This is a genomic window from Limnothrix sp. FACHB-1083, from assembly GCF_014696485.1.
Lineage (GTDB): Bacteria > Cyanobacteriota > Cyanobacteriia > CACIAM-69d > CACIAM-69d > CACIAM-69d.
This window is the reverse complement of record NZ_JACJQD010000004.1, coordinates 249,870-268,085: the sequence shown is the minus strand read 5'-3', so window position 1 is coordinate 268,085 and position 18,216 is coordinate 249,870. Positions and strand designations below refer to the sequence as shown.

The 18,216-nt window shown below is 54.2% G+C and carries 13 protein-coding genes; 5 read left to right on the top strand and 8 right to left on the bottom strand.

Features of this window, described 5'->3' with window-relative positions; translation table 11 throughout:
• Positions 1-159: 159 nt before the first annotated feature.
• Positions 160-1,023 carry a hypothetical protein gene (locus H6F46_RS07380; RefSeq protein ID WP_099531819.1) on the top strand — a complete coding sequence of 288 codons (864 nt, stop codon included), beginning with the start codon at positions 160-162 and terminating at the stop codon, positions 1,021-1,023.
• Positions 1,023-2,027 carry a DUF1822 family protein gene (locus H6F46_RS07375; protein ID WP_190354134.1) on the top strand — a complete coding sequence of 335 codons (1,005 nt, stop codon included), beginning with the start codon at positions 1,023-1,025 and terminating at the stop codon, positions 2,025-2,027. The genes H6F46_RS07380 and H6F46_RS07375 overlap by 1 nt, the downstream gene beginning before the upstream one ends.
• A gap of 192 nt (positions 2,028-2,219) precedes the next feature.
• Here the strand turns inward: H6F46_RS07375 and H6F46_RS07370 are convergent, their stop codons facing one another.
• Positions 2,220-2,792 (bottom strand): NYN domain-containing protein, encoded by a 573-nt coding sequence (locus tag H6F46_RS07370; RefSeq protein ID WP_347278291.1) that lies wholly within the window; start codon positions 2,790-2,792, stop codon positions 2,220-2,222.
• A gap of 140 nt (positions 2,793-2,932) precedes the next feature.
• Here H6F46_RS07370 and H6F46_RS07365 point away from each other — a divergent pair, with 140 nt between their 5' ends.
• Positions 2,933-3,676 (top strand): J domain-containing protein, encoded by a 744-nt coding sequence (locus tag H6F46_RS07365; RefSeq protein WP_099531817.1) that lies wholly within the window; start codon positions 2,933-2,935, stop codon positions 3,674-3,676.
• A 144-nt stretch (positions 3,677-3,820) separates the two neighbouring features.
• On the opposite strand, the gene H6F46_RS07360 is transcribed toward H6F46_RS07365, so the two are convergent.
• From H6F46_RS07360 to H6F46_RS07350, 3 genes are all read right to left on the bottom strand, one after another.
• Positions 3,821-6,799, bottom strand: coding sequence for a CHASE domain-containing protein (locus H6F46_RS07360; RefSeq protein ID WP_255508920.1), 2,979 nt, complete (start codon positions 6,797-6,799; stop codon positions 3,821-3,823).
• Between the two features lie 656 nt (positions 6,800-7,455).
• Complete coding sequence (psbA, locus tag H6F46_RS07355) at positions 7,456-8,535, bottom strand: photosystem II q(b) protein (RefSeq protein ID WP_099531814.1); 1,080 nt, start codon at positions 8,533-8,535, stop codon at positions 7,456-7,458.
• Positions 8,536-8,994: 459 nt separating this feature from the next.
• A complete protein-coding gene (locus H6F46_RS07350) occupies positions 8,995-9,870 on the bottom strand; it encodes a Tab2/Atab2 family RNA-binding protein (protein WP_206753577.1) in 876 nt (291 codons plus the stop codon).
• A 108-nt stretch (positions 9,871-9,978) separates the two neighbouring features.
• Here H6F46_RS07350 and H6F46_RS07345 point away from each other — a divergent pair, with 108 nt between their 5' ends.
• Positions 9,979-10,908: a DUF4349 domain-containing protein gene (locus tag H6F46_RS07345; RefSeq protein ID WP_190354131.1), complete on the top strand. Its 930-nt coding sequence runs from the start codon at positions 9,979-9,981 to the stop codon at positions 10,906-10,908.
• Between the two features lie 144 nt (positions 10,909-11,052).
• On the opposite strand, the gene H6F46_RS07340 is transcribed toward H6F46_RS07345, so the two are convergent.
• A complete protein-coding gene (locus tag H6F46_RS07340; protein WP_190354130.1) occupies positions 11,053-12,225 on the bottom strand; it encodes an aminotransferase class I/II-fold pyridoxal phosphate-dependent enzyme in 1,173 nt (390 codons plus the stop codon).
• Positions 12,226-12,373: 148 nt separating this feature from the next.
• On the opposite strand from H6F46_RS07340, the gene trxB reads away from it, so the two are divergent.
• Positions 12,374-13,783 (top strand): thioredoxin-disulfide reductase, encoded by a 1,410-nt coding sequence (gene trxB / locus H6F46_RS07335; RefSeq protein ID WP_099531811.1) that lies wholly within the window; start codon positions 12,374-12,376, stop codon positions 13,781-13,783.
• 23 nt (positions 13,784-13,806) lie between these two features.
• Here trxB and nadB read toward each other — a convergent pair whose 3' ends face one another.
• From nadB to H6F46_RS07320, 3 genes are all read right to left on the bottom strand, one after another.
• Positions 13,807-15,507, bottom strand: coding sequence for an L-aspartate oxidase (nadB, locus tag H6F46_RS07330; RefSeq protein WP_242027829.1), 1,701 nt, complete (start codon positions 15,505-15,507; stop codon positions 13,807-13,809).
• A gap of 382 nt (positions 15,508-15,889) precedes the next feature.
• Positions 15,890-16,279 carry a photosystem II complex extrinsic protein PsbU gene (psbU, locus tag H6F46_RS07325; RefSeq protein WP_099531810.1) on the bottom strand — a complete coding sequence of 130 codons (390 nt, stop codon included), beginning with the start codon at positions 16,277-16,279 and terminating at the stop codon, positions 15,890-15,892.
• A gap of 317 nt (positions 16,280-16,596) precedes the next feature.
• Positions 16,597-18,183, bottom strand: a complete 1,587-nt coding sequence (locus H6F46_RS07320; protein ID WP_099531808.1) for a B12-binding domain-containing radical SAM protein — start codon at positions 18,181-18,183, stop codon at positions 16,597-16,599.
• Between the last annotated feature and the right edge of the window lie 33 nt (positions 18,184-18,216).

The window sequence follows — 18,216 nt, the reverse complement described above, 5'->3', positions numbered from 1 at the left end:
AACATGCAACTGTGGCTTCTATTAATCGGCTAAGTCCCAGAAACTTATGCAGACCCGTTAGGGGGGATTACCAAAGCGGCTGCAATCTTGATTCCATCGTCAATTGTTAATTAGCCCTCTTATTCCACCGATTCCCTCTCGTTCCTAGGAGCGGCAAACGTGGCTCGATCGATCAACTCAAACTCAATAGATTCCCCAGACTCCCCAAATTCCCCCGACCCAGCGGAGCCGGCGGATCCTGACCTGGCGCTGATCCGGCTGCTGCGCCAACTTCAGCCCCCCAAGTCCCGGAACCGCAAACGGGCCCTTGAGCAGTTATTGGCCCTAATTCCCAAGCTGCCGGGTCTGCGGAAAGATTCACACCCGGACTATTTGGAAGCGCTGAACCTGGCGTTGGAATATGTCCAAAAAAACATCGCTGCCTTTCGGTGCGACTTAGACCACAGCAGCCCGGAGTTGGTGCGCCGACGATTTGTGACCTGGGTGAATGGTCAGTTGAAGTATCGAATTATTGATCTCTATCGCCGCGCCAAAATGCCGCTCAATGCCCTCAGCTTGGATGCTCCGGTGGGAACCGATCGGGGCGATCGCGCTAGTTCCACATTGGGAGACTGCGTGCCAGCCGGGTTGCGCTTAGATGGCATTGAAACCCTGATTGAACAGCAGCAACGTCAAACTGTGCAGCGCCAAGGGTTGCTGGTGGAGCTTTATATTGAGCGAGATCCAGAAGGCCGCCTCAGTGGTTGTTGTGGCATGAAGGATCCACAGCTTAATTGTCAGTTCTTGGCTCAGTCGATTTTGTTGCAGACTCGGGGCGATCGGGTGGAGCGACAACCGCCCGAGAAAAAGGTGACTTGGCGTTCTTTAGCTCAGCAGTTGCAAATGAATGAACAAACGATTCATAGTCACTGGAAGCGACGGTGCTATCCCATGTTGCAGGCGATCGCCCAGGAGATTTGCACCCAGCCAACCCAATTTATGGAATTACTAGGCTTGATCACCCCCAAAACAGGAGCGCCGTAATGGACTGGGATCCACTTATCCTGTCTTTGGATCAGACCGATCGGCAAAGGGCCTTGGCCCAAGCGGGTCAGGCGGCCAACCCCCATCAAGGACGAGCGGTATTTTTGGAAAGTTTGGCGATGGATGCGTTGGGGCATCTTTGGCAGTGGTTGGCCCTTGAACCGTCGGGTGAGTTACGGCCGGTTTCCAGGCTGCCCGGCGAGGTGGCTTGTTTGGCCGTGCCGCAAGTGGGGTCGATCGCCCTGTTGCCCTTTGTGATGGAGTCCCAAACCGAAGCGCCAGGGGCGACACAAATCCCGAAGGTGCAAGACTCCAGCATCCTTGAGCCGTTGGCCATGCCGCTGGATTGGCCCGATCATGTGGTGGCCTTTGTGCCCGTGGGAATTAATGCGCAACTGACGGAGGCTTGGCTCTGGGGCTGGTTGGCCGTGGGCGATTTGCCCTTGCCACCCCACGCGCCAGAACGATTACCAGTGACATCGCTTCAGGATTGGGAGGCCTTGGAAACCTATTTGGCGCGGGTTCGATCGGGCTTGGTTTGGATTGCGGAAGCTACGGATCCGATCGCCCGTCAAACTCGCCAGGCGATCGCTCCAAAGCAACGGGCTGCTGTTGTGATGTACCTGGAGCGGCTTTACCAATCCACACGGAACCCATCACCTTCAGAGTCGCAAATTCCCGGGAATTTCAACGATCGACTGCCCGATCGATTAACTGAATGGTTTTCAACGAACTTACCCCCTAACCTGAAGCCCGATCGCACGGAGGGGCCGGGAGCCGATGCCGATGCCGCCAGAGAGCTACCAGGAGGCACATCGCGCCCCCCAATGACCTATGGGCAAAAGTCATCATCCTTAACGCCCCAAGTGCGCGATCGCCGGAGTTCCTATGGATCGCAGCCTACGACTGGGGAGTCGGAAACGGCGGCAGACTGGGAAACCTTGCCCCTGCGTTTGCTCGATCGGCTGCGACAGTTATGGGATGAGCAGACTTTTGAAGATTGATGTTGATCTGGACAGGCCGGGCAATGGCTTAGGGCCCGTCGCCATTTCCTGGAGTCAAGCAAAAATGATTGATTTTTCATGCCCCAGTCGTCGTAACAAGGGGCTTAAGCCCCTTGTCCCCCACGATCTACCAACGGTGGAATCAGGGTTTCAGGCGATCTAACGACCAGCCCTAGGGCCATCAAACAAAAATCAAGAGGAAGCGGAATCGCCATAGCGCAATCGTTCAAGCTGCTGACGCACCGCATCATCCAGGCGACTGCTCAGGAAGCGGCCGCTGCTGGTTTGGGTCGATCGCTGCCGACGACGCACCTGTTGTTCCGCTAATTCAATGTCGTGGAGCAATTGCTGAACAGACATCCACTCAGCACCGTAGCCGATCGTGGTCATCTGTTGGGCGCGATCGGACGTGGCCACAATCACGCGCCGACTGGCTCGATTCACTTCGCGGCTGTAGAGCGCACAGGCCCGTTCAATGTAGGTGTCAGCCGTTTGCCCAAATTCCGTGTAATGCACCGTTAGGTGATCTGTGATGGTCTCCGCAGAAGCTCGCTCTGCTCGGTATTGGGCATCAAAGACCAGATAAGTTGCAAACGCCCGATAGGCACTATAGTTGCAAAGTTGCTGAATCAACTCCCAACGGGCTGCCTCCAAGTCGTCCCGTTCGAGGTGTCGATGCATGGAGCATTTTCGCATTTGCGACCACTGACCAATGGCGTTGTAGCCATCGACGAAGAGAGTCGCTTCATGCGATCGGGCAGTCACAAGCGTTGCCTACACTTTGCTTACAAGGGTGGTTCGCAAACTATCTTAATACGCAGATTCCCCTTCAACCGTATCGGCCAATGCTTGTCAGATGTCGATGATGGGTGGATCATTGCCCGCTTGCCTTTTGTTTTCCACCCATGGCCGCTTCCAACCACTACGAAACCCTTCAGGTCGATCGCACTGCCACCGCCGCTCAAATTAAGCAGGCCTATCGGCGTTTGGTGAAGCAATTTCACCCGGACTGCAATCCTGATTTGCCCAACAATGACCTCATTGCCGCCATTAACGTCGCCTACGAAGTGCTCAGCGATGACCAACGGCGTGCTGACTATGACGTGGCATTGCGCTATGGGCAATTCGATCGCCCCGACAATTGGAACCACCAGCCCTATGCGGCCGATCGGCAACGGGAACAACGCAGCACCACCGCCACGGAACAGCATCGTCAACAGCGGCGATCGCGCCAAACGGGTCGAGCTGCTGATGAAGACTTGGAACAATGGTTACGGCGGGTTCATACACCGGTTGATCGCGCCATTCGCGAAATTGCCCGATCGCTCAAGGGAGCCGTGAACGCCCTCGCCGCCGATCCCTACGACGACGAATTGATGGCAAACTTTGAAGCCTATTTGGAACGGATGACCACGGCACTCGATCGGGCCAAGGCCACTTTGCAATCCATGCCCAATCCCCGCAGCACCGCTGGCATTGCCGCCAATTTGTACTACAGCTTGAACCACCTGGGCGATGGATTAGAAGAGTTAGCCTACTTCCCGCTGAATTATGACGAAACCCGGCTCCACGACGGCCAGGAGTTTTTCCGCAATGCCGAAGGGTTACGCCGAGAAGCTAAGGCCGCTGTTAATCAGTTGGGGCGTTAGGGTTGGGACGTTAGGGTTTGAGCGTTTGGTATGCGCATTTCGTGTGTGCATTTCGTGTCGGTATTTTGCATACACCTTATTTATTTAAAAACACTTTAAAGATTTATTTAAAAACACTTTAAAACACTCATCTATTCAAAAACACTATTCAAAAAAGCCACGAATCACCTTGTTTAAATGGGCCAATTCCACAGGTTTGGAAAGATATTCATTAGCCCCAGCAGCCAAACAACGGGCCCGATCGCCAGCCATGGCAAAAGCCGTCAAAGCAATCATTGGAATATGAGCCGTTTGGGAATTTTCGCGAATGAGTTCCATAGCCTCCAACCCATTCATTTCTGGCATTTGGATATCCATCAAAATCAAATCAGGCTGATAGTCGATTGCCATTTCAACGGCTTCCCGGCCATTGCCAGCCCGCAAGAATCGATAACCTCGATTAGTTAAATATCGAGCAATGGTTTGGGCATTTTCAAAATTATCATCGGCCAGCAAAATAAGCGGCGGAACAATTGGCAAGTGGGGAGAAATTTTCAGCGTTGGGGCCCACAAATTCACCAAATCTTCTCCCCTGAGTGGATCAAGATGATTTGCTCGATCGCAATCCGATCTTGATTCCGGTGTTGATCCTGAATTTGGCTCAGTTTCATCATCCAACTCAACAGGACTCTCAACATCATCCGACACGGAAATCAACAATGCGCTGGGAAGGTCGATCGTGAAACAACTGCCGAAGCCCACCCGACTGGTAACGCCAACTCGTCCACCATGCAATTCAACCAAGCGCTTCACTAAGGACAAGCCCAAGCCTGTTCCTTCGTATTGACGATTCAGCGCCTCATCCAGTTGCGTGAAGGGGTGAAACAACCGGTGAAAATCTGCTTCTGCAATTCCAATTCCAGTGTCAATGACAGCAAAGCGGATGAATGGATGATCAGGGTCTGGTAGCAACACTTGCAGCGTAATTGAGCCACCTTCAGAGGTGAATTTCACCGCATTACTCAGCAAGTTCACGATCGATTGTTGCAGCCGTCGTTCATCTGCCATCAATTGCAAATTTCCATGGGTTGGTATCACCAACGGCAGATCAAGATTGACCGTAATGCTTTTCGCGATCGCCTGTTGTTTGACTAACGTTAGGCAAAACCGACAAAGCAGCTCAATATCCACTGGAGCCAGCTCAATTTCAAACTTGCCTTCTTCGATTTTCGATAGATCCAAAATATCTGTGATCAGAGCCAGCAAATGGCGACCATTCCGCTCAACGGTCTCCAGAGCATTGCGTTGCTCCTCCGTCACAGGGCCAAACATATCCTCTTTCAAGCATTCCGTAAAACCCAGAACAGAGTTGAGGGGCGTGCGCAATTCATGGCTCATGATCGCCAGAAAATTACTTTTTGCTCGATTCGCCTTTTCAGCATTGCTGGCCGCTTGCAGAGCCGCTTCTTGGCTTCTTTCCAATTCATAGGTTCGCTTTTCTACCAACAGGTTCACCAAAATGGAGTTGCGAATTTGGGCGATCGAAAAAGCCCCCGTTAACCCCGTAATGAAAAACCCAGAAAGCAACACCACCATGGGTTCATTGGTACTTAATTCACGAATATAAGCTTCCGTCGCCCAAAACCGAATTTCCCAAGCTCGTCCCCCAAAGCGAATCATTTGCTCTCGGGCCATATAGGCATTTTTATTCTGTTGAGTCTCCTGAAGGTTGGACTGGTACAGCATTTCCGAAAGCGGCTGATCATACAGGGTAAATTCAATTCCCTTGGAAACTAAATTCCGAAAAGAAGTTTCCAGCAAATCCCCCACTCGGAAAACAACAGATAAATAGCCAGACAGAGATTTTTGCCGATCGGCTGTGGTGGTTGGCAGCGGCAATTCATAAACCGGTAAATAGAGAATTACGCCCTGCTGCTGACCCGTTTCTTGGGCGAGTTTAATTGGCGGTGTGGCCGTTAAGCCGCCAGAGTCCCGAGCCAGCTCTAGAGTCCGAAGACGGCGACTTTCTGACCCTAAGTTGAACCCAAAAGCACGCTGATTTCCATTCAGCGGTTCGATGTACAACACGGGGTAATAGGTTTCTCGATCGCGATCGGGAATCAGCCGATTATTTTCATCTCGTTGTTGAAATTGAAAGTTCACAAAGCCTTCTTCGCGAATGTAGGCTTCATATTTCGCCCGATCGCCCCGTTTCACCACCGGATTCCAACCAACGGCTTGGATGCCTCGAACTCGCTCAAAATAGGGATCCGTAAAGATTTTGAACTGTTGCCGACTCACCGGAATCAAACCCCGATCGCGGTCAGCCGTATCAAACAGCCCTTGCAAACTAAAGAGAATCTGCGTGGCCTTGTCCAAATTCTCGTGTAGCCGTTGAGTAATAATTTCCGTGTCATTTTCAAACACAGCATAGAGGCGCTGTCGTTCCGCATTTTTTGTGATTTGAAAAGCCAAAATGGTGGAGATTAAAACCAACAAAGCTGGCAGAATATAGGACGCAAATTGTCGATCGCGGTTAGACTCGCGGTGTAGCTTCAAGACAATGCGTTGGCGCTTGAGCATATACACGATGCCAACGGGCAAAACCGCCAAAACTCCCAACGAATCACCAATCCACCAATTCCACCAAGACTCCAAAATCTGAGACCAAGCAATGGAATGGCTGGCGAGCAACACACCATTGCCCACCGTTGCTCCCACCATGCAACTGATGGGCCCCGCCAACACCAGTAGCGCCAGAATTCCTAAAAATTCTTCTCGCCAAATGGGATGCTTAAACAGTTTTTGTAATAAAACATTGCCAACATAGGCTTGCAAAATTGCGCCCAGAGCAATGCCAGCTCCCACCAAAACAATGCTGAGATTAATCGTGCCGATCGCCCTTGTGCCGATCAACACATTCAGGACAAAAGACCCTAGCCAAATGCCTAAATAGGAATATTTTTTCCAATACAAGGCAGCCAGCAAGGCGATCCCCGCTGCTGGCCAAACCGGCGAAGCATAGCCCGGTGGAATGGCAAAATAGCCCGACAATAAGCCGGTTCCACAGTAGGCAACCGCAACTACGGCTGTCTTTTTCCAGAAGTCTCTAACACATCGTCTAATAACATCAGAAAGTTTCATGGGAGATGAACAGTTCAGTGTTGATCGATATCCCCTCTTCCTGATGGCTAAAAACTCTAATGCTTTCGATAACTATTGATAGCGTTGGTAGTGTTGATAGCCGCAGGCTGAATCTCGACGTTTAGAATTTTGACGTTTAGACGTTCAGACGTTCAAGCGTTTATGAAATGCTGCTTCCCCTTCAGCACTCACCCGATCGGTTCGCTAACTAGGCACTAGTGCTATCTGATCGAACGGGGAGCGAGATTGAATGACGATGGCTCCAACTGCCACGATCTTATCAGACTGGTTCAGAAGCTGTTGGCGCACTCAGGATCCATATTTGCGGTTAATGTGCGCAATTCAGGCTCCTATCTTCGATTTGAGGCACTTTTTAGATCAATTGTCGGGGCCATCCCAACTTTTTCCAAGGGGCTTCTAAGGGGCGATCGCCCAGTTGAACCATTTGCCAACGGTTTTCAGTCCTCGATTAAGACGCTCGGATTCGCCGATGCATCCACACAGACTCAGGGCTGCAATCCGCAATCATCCAACCAAACCCAACATTCCCAAAACACCCCCCAAACCAATCAAAAGGGGAGCAGCAAAACCACTCCCCTTTCCAGCAAGATTCAGTTGTGTTGTTGGCTCGATCGAGCGATCGAGCCAAGGCAGGTTTAGCCGTTGATTGCCGGAGCTTGCAGGGCAACCGGAGCTTCAGCGCCAGCAGCCAGATCCAGCGGGAAGTTGTGAGCATTACGCTCGTGCATCACTTCCATACCCAGGTTGGCGCGGTTGATCACGTCAGCCCAGGTGTTGATCACGTGACCTTGCGAATCAACAACCGATTGGTTGAAGTTGAAGCCGTTCAGGTTGAACGCCATCGTCGAGATACCGAGTGCAGTGAACCAGATACCCACAACCGGCCAAGCACCCAAGAAGAAGTGCAGCGAGCGGCTGTTGTTGAACGAAGCGTATTGGAAGATCAAACGACCGAAGTAGCCGTGGGCTGCAACGATGTTGTAGGTTTCTTCCTCTTGACCGAACTTGTAGCCGTAGTTTTGGCTTTCCACTTCCGAGGTTTCACGCACCAGCGAGCTGGTCACCAAGGAGCCGTGCATTGCCGAGAACAGCGAGCCACCAAACACACCAGCAACGCCCAACATGTGGAAGGGGTGCATCAGAATGTTGTGCTCAGCTTGGAACACCAACATGAAGTTGAAGGTGCCCGAGATGCCCAAAGGCATACCGTCAGAGAACGAACCTTGACCGATCGGGTAGATCAGGAACACGGAGGTTGCAGCAGCCACAGGAGCGCTGTAAGCCACGCAGATCCAAGGACGCATACCGAGGCGGTAGCTCAGTTCCCACTGACGACCCATGTAGCAGAAGATGCCAATCAGGAAGTGGAAAACCACCAACTGATAGGGGCCGCCGTTGTACAGCCACTCATCCAAGGAAGCAGCTTCCCAGATGGGGTAGAAGTGCAGACCGATGGCGTTCGACGAGGGGATCACAGCACCAGAGATGATGTTGTTCCCGTACAGCAGCGAACCAGCCACGGGTTCGCGGATGCCGTCGATGTCAACCGGGGGAGCGCCGATGAAGGCGATGATGTAGCAGATGGTTGCGGTCAGCAGGTTGGGGATCATCAACACACCAAACCAACCGACATAGATCCGGTTGTTGGTGCTGGTGATCCAATCGCAGAAGCGATCCCAACTGCTACCACCTTGACGGGTGATCGTTGCAGTCATTTGTAAATGAATCCGTGTTGAAGAATGGAAATGAGGCAATTGGAAATTGATGAATTATGTCAATCCAAATTGCTTTTTAGATCCTAGAGACTTACCTTCCGTAACGTCCACGAAGTTGAATATATTTTTATGAAAAAGCTTGATTGAATTTGAAGTAAAATAAACAACGATTGAGTTTCGTAAAATCAACAATAAGCAATGTAAATGAATCTAAAGAAATTGTTACAAAGCAATGCCGCACAACGGAGAGAGTCGATCGAACACAGCTCGTGATACCAAGCCGATCGCGCGTGATCGACGGCGATCGAGCGTGTTTGAACAAGTTTTTTAATTAAGTGCGTTTGATTAGACGTGTTTAATTAGGCGCATTTGATCAAACACGATTGAACAAGATTGAAATTGAACAAAACCGAACGATCCGGCAGGTCAATCCCTCGCCATCACCGAGCAGTGATCAGCTCAGGCAGGTTGCAAAAACCAAAGCCCCGTATAGGTCATGCCGGAATTATCCGGTTGAATGAGCAAGAAATGCAGGTGGCGCACGGTGGACTTTCGAGACTCAAAAGCGAGGCCAGCTTGGCGCAATTCCGAATCTTGGCTGGTGGCTAAAATCCATCGATCGCACAGGCCGGCTTCCAAGATTACCCCATCCGGCTCGCCGGGCACGAAGCTGAGGGCAACGGGCTGCACACCATTGAGCCATTGGGCCAACGCACGCGATCGCCGCCCACCGTTCACCACAACCCCGGGAATGGGAGCCTTGGCAGACAATCCCAGGCGATCGGGAAATAATTCCGAAGGGCGATCGCCGTAGGGGATGGGCCGCTGGGCTAACTGCCGAGCCAACACCTCCGCCGACAAACTGGCAAACCCCCAAGAATCCCCCCATAGCGAGTCCGCCAGGGGCAAAGGTGGCGGCGAATCGATCGCCAAGGGATCGTAAGGCTGACCGGTGGCCGGGTCGAGCAGGGGGGACTCGATCGCCCGTTTTTGCAACCAATCCTTCAGCGCTTGGGTGCGACGTGTGGCGGTCACGGGCCAACCCAACCGCGAGGCCGCCGCTTCCACCAAACTCAGGGATTGGGGCCGAAACACACAGAGCCGATCGGGCGGGGTAGCATTGTCACCCATAGCCGCCACCAGCCGCTCCGTTAACCAATTGGTGTCGATCGAGCTTTGGGGGCAAACATCTCGAAACACAAACGTTTGGGCCCGATCGCACAGGACTAATTCCCAAAGGGGTTGCCCTGCGGTGTCGGTCATGGGCCGACGATAAAAATCGACTTCCCAAATTTGTTGATTGATGGGTTGATTGGTCACCGGTTGATTGGTCACTGGTTAATCTGTAATTGGTTGATTAATTGGTTGATTAATCGCTGAAACCGTCGGAAGCACAACAAGTTTGAACTCCCAAGTCTGAAACACACAGAGCAGGCAACTTCCATGGCTCGATCGTTGGTGCTGGTGAATTCTCCCCAAGTGACCCGTAACAGTCGATCGCCCCTGTGGGCCCTCCTGTTGGGTGTTGCGTTAACCGGCTGTGGCGGGGGCAGCATGGCCAACAAAGCCGCAGCACCCATGCCCGAGGCCATGGCTCCCGCAGCGGGCGGCCAAGAGCGCCAGGCATTAGCCCCCAACGATAGCGATTTGGCGACCAGTGCGCAGTCGCCCCCTAGCCCGATCGCCCAACCGCAACTGATCAAAACCGTCACCCTGGCCCTGAAGGCAGATTCGGTCACCAAAGCCCTGGAAGCCACCCAAGCGATTGTCAAGGAAAAGCAGGGCGATGTGATTAGTCTCAACGATCGCCGCACCGACACCAGCCGGATTGCAGAATTACAGTTTCGGGTTCCCGCCAACCAACTCGATCGCGCCGTGGCCGCCGTCACCCAATTGGGTTACCTGCAAAACCGAGCCATGCAAGCGGAAGACGTGACCGATCAACTGGTGGATGCCGATGCTCGGTTACGCAACTTGCGCCGCACCGAAGACAGCTTGCTCGCCTTGCTGCAAAAATCTGGCTCCGTGCGCGACATCTTGGCGGTGAATCAGCAGGTCAGCCAAACTCGCCAACAGATTGAGCAAATTGAAGCCCAACTGAAAAATCTGCGCACCCGCGTGGCCTATTCCACCGTGAACTTAACGATCGAACAGAGCGTGGCTGGTTTGGCCGATGCCAACCCCATTACGGCCCAGTTGGCGGAAACCTGGGGTAAGGCGACGCAATCGGTGGGCCAAGTCACGATCGGCCTCTTGCAAATCACCCTATGGCTGTTGGCCTACACCCCCTATTGGTTACTGTTTGGGCTGGGCATTTGGGCAATGCGCCGCTGGGCCCTTCGGCGGGCCCAAAATCAATCCGCCAACCATTAATTCACGACCAATTCACGACTCATTCACAGTCCTTAATTCATCACTTCATCGATTATTCACTCACCCATTCCTTGACTTATTGGCCAATCAATGGGTTTGTCAATCAATGCATTTGTCAATCAATGCATTGGTTAATCGCTTGCCCTAAACCCCAACACAGTTCGTCGGCAAAGGAACCGCAGTCAACACCTCTCGCAGGTCGTTGATGACGCGATCCTGTTGCTCTGGGGTCAGCTCTGGGAACATGGGCAAGGACAAGACACAATGGCCCAGTTGCTCGGAAACGGGCAAAGATCCCGGCTGATAGCCCAAGTTGGCGTAGACCGCTTGTAGGTGCAGCGGCAAAGGATAGTAAACCGCTGTCCCCACACCCCGCTCTTGCAGGGCTTGCCGCAACCGATCGCGCAGTTCTGGGCCGGCGCTGCCCTCGCCCACTTGGATTGTGTATTGATTCCAAACGCTGGTTCCGCCAGCGATCGCCTGGGGCAAACGCAGGCCCGGCAAACCGGCGAGACCCTGTTGATAGCGCTGGGCGATCGCGGTGCGCTGTTGGTTCCACTGATCGAGCGATCGCAACTTAATTTGCAGAATCACCGCCTGAATGGCATCGAGGCGACTATTCACCCCGATCGCCTCGTGGTAGTAGCGTTGGCGCTGGCCATGCTCCCGCAACATCCGCAAATCCGCCGCCAGTTGAGGATCGTTCACCGTCATGGCCCCGCCATCACCGCAAGCGCCCAAATTTTTGGTGGGATAGAAACTAAAGCAACCCACGTGGCCAATGCTGCCCACCCGTCGATCGCCCCACTTTGCTCCCGTGGCCTGGGCACAATCTTCAATCACCCACAGGTTGCTGGCCCGGGCGATCGTCATCAGCCGCTCCATATTCACCGGCTGGCCAAACAGGTGTACGGGAATAATCGCTTTGGTGCGCGGCCCGATCGCCCGTTCCACCGCGTCCAGATCCAGGTTAAAGGTCTCCGCATCCACATCCACAAACACCGGAACCGCACCCACTGCGCTCACGGTTTCCGTGGTGGCAATGAAGGTGAAAGGCGGCACAATCACCTCATCCCCCGGGCCAACACCCAGGGCCCGCAACGCTAAATACAGAGCATCGGTTCCGGAATTACAGGCCACACAGAATTCCGTACCCACATAGCGGGCAAAATCCTGCTCAAAGGACTCGATCGCCGCACCGCCAATGTATTTACCGGAAGCCAATACCTCCAAGACCGCCGCATTCACTTCGTCGCGAATTTGCGGAAATTGCTCCGTTAGATTAAACGCAGGAACGTTACTCACCACGCACACCACACCATCACATTGATTTTAGGGTGACATCCTTCCTGCCTTGAAGCAACGGGGCAAGGGTTAATCAATACCTGAACGAATGCCTGAACTGCTGAATCAATTGCTGGGATGGCAACGGAATTCTGACTATGCTATTTTATTCATAGTCGGTATGAGTTTAGATAAAGCATCCATGACCAGCGCCGCTTCTGCACCCAACACCGTTGAAAATGTCGTGATCATCGGTTCCGGCCCCGCCGGTTACACGGCTGCCATCTATGCCGCTCGTGCCAACTTGAAACCTTTTATGTTTGCGGGCTTCCAGGCGGGCGGTCTGCCCGGTGGCCAACTGATGACCACCACGGAAGTGGAAAATTTCCCCGGCTTCCCGGAGGGCATCACGGGCCCGCAATTGATGGATCGGATGCGCGCCCAGGCGGAACGGTGGGGCACGGAGGTGGTGACGGAAGATGTCACCTTTGTGGACTTGAGCCAGCGGCCCTTTGTGGTGCGATCGACCGATCGGGAATTGCGGGCCCACAGCGTCATCATCGCCACCGGAGCCACGGCCAAGCGGCTGGGGCTGCCCAGCGAAACGGAATTTTGGAACCGGGGCATTTCCGCCTGCGCCATTTGTGATGGAGCCATGCCCATGTTCCAAAACGCCGAGCTGGTGGTGATTGGTGGGGGCGACTCGGCCGCCGAAGAAGCGATGTACCTGACGAAATATGGCTCACGGGTGCATTTGTTGGTGCGATCGGACAAAATGCGGGCCAGCAAGGCCATGCAAGACCGGGTGTTGGCCAATGCCAAGATCACGGTTCATTGGCACACCACCGCGATCGATGTGGTGGGGGACGAAACGGGCATGACCGGCCTACGGGTCCAGCACCAGCAAACCGGCGAAGAATCAACGATCGCCGCCCGTGGTTTGTTCTACGCGATCGGGCACAAACCCAACACCGATTTGTTTGTGGGGCAGCTTGACCTAGACGAGGTGGGCTATATCAAAACCCGTCCCCACAGCGTGGAAACCAGCGTGGAGGGGGTGTTTGCGGCCGGTGATGTGCAAGATCATGAATATCGGCAAGCGATCACGGCGGCCGGAACCGGTTGCGCAGCGGCCCTGTTGGCGGAACGGTGGCTTTCGGCTCAGGGCTTGGCCCAGGAGGTGAAGCGCGACAGCACCGAGCCAACGGCGGCCTCCGTGACCGAAGACAAGCCGATCGTGGCGGATACGGAAGAAACTTTCAATCCACAAGCCACACGCCACTTTGGCGGCTACGCGGTTCGCAAGCTTTACCACGAGACCGATCGCCCCTTGGTGGTGAAGTTTGTTGCCCCCGATTGCGGCCCTTGCCACATCCTGAAACCCATGCTGGATAAGGTGGTGGATGAATTTGAGGGGCAAATTCACTTTGTGGAGGTGGATGTGAAGGATGAGCCGCAAATTGCCGAAGGGGCGGGGGTCACCGGAACGCCAACGGTGATGATTTTCCACAACAAGGCCAAGGCAGCGGAGTTTCGCGGCGTGAAGCAAAAGAGTGAGTATCGCCAGGCGATCGCCCAACTCCTGAGCTAAGTTGTCATAAGGCGATCGAACGATCAGACCCAAGGGAGACTGGTGCGATCGCCCAAACCCGATTGGGAAATCCAGCGCTTGTTCCCCTGCAACAGGGTGTGACAAGCCCAAGCTGGATCCGTATTGGGGTGATCCACTCGATAGTGGCCGCCGCGACTTTCCGTTCGGAACAGGGCACTCTCCAGCAGCGAGGTGGCCACATCCAGCAAGTTACGTGTTTCCACCCACTGATGTACCGCCGAGATTGCGCGATCGTCCAAAATTTGGCAGGTTTCACCCGGCTGCAATTGGGTCAACAATTGTTGAATCGGCAAGTTGCGCAGGGTGGATTGGGCCGCTTGCAACTGGGCGATCGCGTCGATCAGGGTCGATGATTTGCGACAAATGCCCGCCGCACTCCAAACCAGCTTGGGCAAATAATTTCGCCAGTGCGCCAAGTCCGGCGATGGCTCAAAGGCGATGGTCGGCAGCGACAAGCACCGCTCGATCGGCAGCACCGACCCTTGGGCCACGGTCAAGTCTCGGAACTGGGCCCCAAACACAATACATTCCAACAAGGAATTACTGGCCAAGCGATTGGCCCCATGCACCCCGGTGCTGGCGGTTTCGCCCACGGCGTATAGCCCCCCTAAGGAGGTGCAATTGGCTCGATCAGTCGCAATGCCCCCCATCCAATAGTGGGCCGCAGGCGACACGGGAATTGGTTCCCGCAGCGGATCGATGCCCCAATCACGACAAGCCTTCAAGATATTGGGAAACCGGTGCAAAATTTGCGCTTCGGGAATGGGTTGTAAGTCCAACCACACCCGATCGCCCCCATGCCGTTGCAAGTGGGAATAGACGGCCCGACTGACCGCATCACGCGGGGCCAACTCTCCCGCTTCATGAAAATCAAAAGCAAACCGCCGCCCTTGGTCATCCACCAAGTGGGCCCCCTCACCCCGCACCGCCTCGCTGATTAGAAAGTGCGGTGCGCCGGGAATATCCAAGGCCGTGGGGTGAAACTGCACAAATTCCAAATCGCGCAGCACGGCCCCAGCGCGATAGGCCATGGCCACGCCGTCGCCCGTGCTAACGCTGGGATTGGTGGTGTGGGCAAATACCTGGCCGCCGCCGCCCGTGGCCAAGATCGTGGCTCCAGCCGCCAGCCACCGCAGTTGCCCTTCCTGCAAACAGGCAATTCCTTGGCAACTTTGTCGATCGGGGGTCAACCACAGGTCAATCGCCAGGGTTTCCGACAGCACCGTAATGTTCGATCGCTCCAACACCCGCGCCACCAAGGCACTCACCACCGCTCGCCCCGTTGCATCTGCCGCATGGAGCACCCGCCGTCGGGAGTGAGCCGCCTCCAGGGTGACGGCCAACTGTCCCTGATCACGATCGAACGCCACCCCCAGCTCCACCAACTGCGCCACGCAGGCCGGCGCTTCCGCCACCAAAAATTCCACCGCCACCCGATCGCACAGGCCTGCCCCCGCCGCCAGCGTGTCGGCCACATGCAACGCCACCGAATCATCGGGAGCCGTCACCGCCGCCAGCCCCCCTTGGGCCCAATCACTCGCCGATCGCGACACCGTGGCCTTGGTCACCACCGCCACCGACAGCTCAGCCGGTAAACAGAGGGCTGAATATAACCCCGCCGCCCCACAACCCACCACGATCACATCAAAGCGATCGACCGTTGGGCGCTCAATTTCCACAGCCGGCAAAGGGTCATGCATCATTGGGCACAGAAAGCTAAAAATCGTGGGATTGCCAAGCAAAAGCGCCACAGCCAGCGATCACCGCCGCCAAGCCGCAACAGACGTTGAATTTCTCGGATCACTGCCCGAGACCTAACGAGATTCAACCAGATTTAAGCAAAAGGCGATCACGCCGGGAGCTAAACTACCGCTGCGCAATCGCCTTTAATAATCTAGTTCACGGATTCCGGATACGGGAATTCCGAGTGCGGGGCCCCAAACCCGATGGAGCAATCAAACCGGCCAAGCCGATCATCGGGCGGGGTGAATCACTATCTTCAGTTCCAGTGGCAATATTGCGATGACCGGAACCCTTGATTAGCCCTTTGATTAGTCCTGGAAACCAATCAGGGACAACCTAACGTTATTTGTAAACGCCATCGTTAATGCGGTGATCCCCTTCATTGAAGATCGGATCCTGTTCCGTCACCGTGAAGGTGCCCGCATCCAAGTAATCCTTTAAAAGGCTCTGTTGCCGATCGCTCAGGCCGCCAATCTTCAGCACTTCTTCCGGCGCACTGTAGGGCGCATTCGCAATAATCTTTTGCGCCAACGTCGGGTACAGACCCCGGTAAGCCTTGAAGTTGCTGATATTGGTATTGTTCAAATCAATTTTTTTGCCAAATTCCGTCGCCAACTTGGCATCGGCATTGTTTAAAGATGCTTCAGCCCATGCAGCCTGAGGATAGCCCGCGCCAATCCACGTGAGCGCGACCAGGGCGATCGCAAATACCAGGCGAACAAACCGTTTCATGAGAACCGGTACCTCCTTACAAGACACAGCAAATCATGGCGGAACCACCAACGCGATCGCGCTTCGCTCTCAGTTACCCATGGGCACCGAGACTGGGCAACGGCCTTCGCTGGTGAAAAAGTCGAATAATATCACCAGTATCTCAAGTTTCGAGCCACCTGCGACCGGGCTGATGGAAGCCCCACCAACCTTTTTCGCTATTGCTCGCAAACAGACAAACGGGCGAGAGCCAGTCGAGAGCTAATTGTTGCATAGATTTTGGGCGTGCGATCGCCCATTCTTGGCTGCCACCCTTAGGCCCAACAGGCTCCCGATCCTTAAACCATCGCTTCCGCCCGTTGACTATTCTTCAGGCGCAATTCCTCCGCCAAGAACTGCTGCACTTGCTCTTCAATTTCCGATCGCACAATTTCGCGATATTCCATGAAATGTTCAATTTGGGCGCAAACCGATAGATAGCTGCTGATGCCACCGGGGTTATGCCGCCACATATTCCAAAGGTTGCGCCAGAACTGCCAGCGCGTTTTCCGCAACGCCCCCTGCCGCCAACAAATGGTCAGCAACGCCCGAACCGTCACCCAGTTAATGGGCTTGCGCGATCCCTTGCCCTTCTTGGGATAGGTCGCTTCCCCCAGCAAGCGGAAGTGGCGATAAACCCGATCTAAAAACCGTTCCGGATCGTAGAGTTCATAGAAAGCCGCCACATATTCCCGCGCAATGTCTTCAAGGGGGCGCGTGGGCACAAAGTTCATCAATGTGGTTTGGTTGATGTTGGCCGACTTGCTGCGCAGCCGCCCTTCCCGCTCCAATCGATGCCAAAGGGCCGTATCCGGCAAGGCTTGCAACATGCTGAACAGGGCGGTGGGAATTGCCGTTTTTTCCACAAATTGCACAATTCTTGCGCCCGCACCGGCTTTTTCCCCATCAAAACCGATGATAAAACCGGCCATCACCCGCAGGCCCGATCGGGCAATGGCAATCACCGCCTCGCTCAAGGAATCTCGGGTATTTTGATGCTTTTGGGTCAGGGTCAGGCTCTCCTCATCGGGCGTTTCAATGCCCAAAAACACAGCCCCAAAATTGCACTGCACCATCATATCCATCAGTTCTTGATCCTGAGCCAAGTCCACCGAAGCTTCCGTGGCAAAGGAGAAGGGATATTGATGCTCCACCATCCAAGGCAACAGCTCTTTTAGGAACAGCTTCACATTGCGTTTGTTGCCAATGAAGTTGTCATCCACCATGAAGATGCTGCGCCGCCATCCCAACTCATACAGGTAGTCCAATTCTCGCAAGAGTTGTTGAGGCGTTTTGGTGCGCGGCTTGCGACCATAGAGCACAATAATGTCGCAGAATTCGCACTGGAATGGGCAGCCCCGCGAAAATTGCACCGACATTTCCGCATAAGCATCAAATTCCAGCAGGTCGAAGCGCGGAATGGGCGTTTCGGTTACGTCGGGCTTCACCCCGTTGGCGCGGAAAGTGCCCGCTAGCTCGCCTCGTTCAATCGCCTCCACAAACAGGGGCAGGGTAATTTCCCCTTCATCCAAAATCAGATAATCGGCCCCCACGTCGCTCACTTCCTGCGGCAGGGCCGTGGCGTAGGGGCCGCCCACGGCAACCCGTTTGCCCCGTTGTTTTGCGGCTCTGATGCGATCGAGCAAATCATCTTTTTGCACAATCATCGCTGACAAAATCACCAAATCAGCCCAATCCCACTCCGCTTCAGTGATGTCACGGACATTACAATCCACCAGCTTAAAATTCCAGCTTTGGGGCAAAAGCGCCGCCACCGTCACCAATCCCAAGGGCGGGAGCATTGCCTTGCGATCGAGCAAGGCTAGGGTTTTCTCAAAAGACCAAAAGCTTTTCGGAAAAAGAGGATATAGCAGCAGGACGTTCATCAAAAACTCCAGGAATGATCATTCCTTATGGTT

Bases quoted from the DNA above. Each gene is read 5' to 3' on its own strand.
- H6F46_RS07375 (WP_190354134.1), top strand. From the start codon at position 1,023: ATGGACTGGGATCCACTTATCCTGTCTTTGGATCAGACCGATCGGCAA.
- H6F46_RS07365 (WP_099531817.1), top strand. From the start codon at position 2,933: ATGGCCGCTTCCAACCACTACGAAACCCTTCAGGTCGATCGCACTGCC.
- H6F46_RS07360 (WP_255508920.1), bottom strand. From the start codon at position 6,799: ATGAAACTTTCTGATGTTATTAGACGATGTGTTAGAGACTTCTGGAAA.
- psbA (WP_099531814.1), bottom strand. From the start codon at position 8,535: ATGACTGCAACGATCACCCGTCAAGGTGGTAGCAGTTGGGATCGCTTC.
- H6F46_RS07345 (WP_190354131.1), top strand. From the start codon at position 9,979: ATGGCTCGATCGTTGGTGCTGGTGAATTCTCCCCAAGTGACCCGTAAC.
- trxB (WP_099531811.1), top strand. From the start codon at position 12,374: ATGAGTTTAGATAAAGCATCCATGACCAGCGCCGCTTCTGCACCCAAC.
- nadB (WP_242027829.1), bottom strand. From the start codon at position 15,507: ATGATGCATGACCCTTTGCCGGCTGTGGAAATTGAGCGCCCAACGGTC.
- psbU (WP_099531810.1), bottom strand. From the start codon at position 16,279: ATGAAACGGTTTGTTCGCCTGGTATTTGCGATCGCCCTGGTCGCGCTC.
- H6F46_RS07320 (WP_099531808.1), bottom strand. From the start codon at position 18,183: ATGAACGTCCTGCTGCTATATCCTCTTTTTCCGAAAAGCTTTTGGTCT.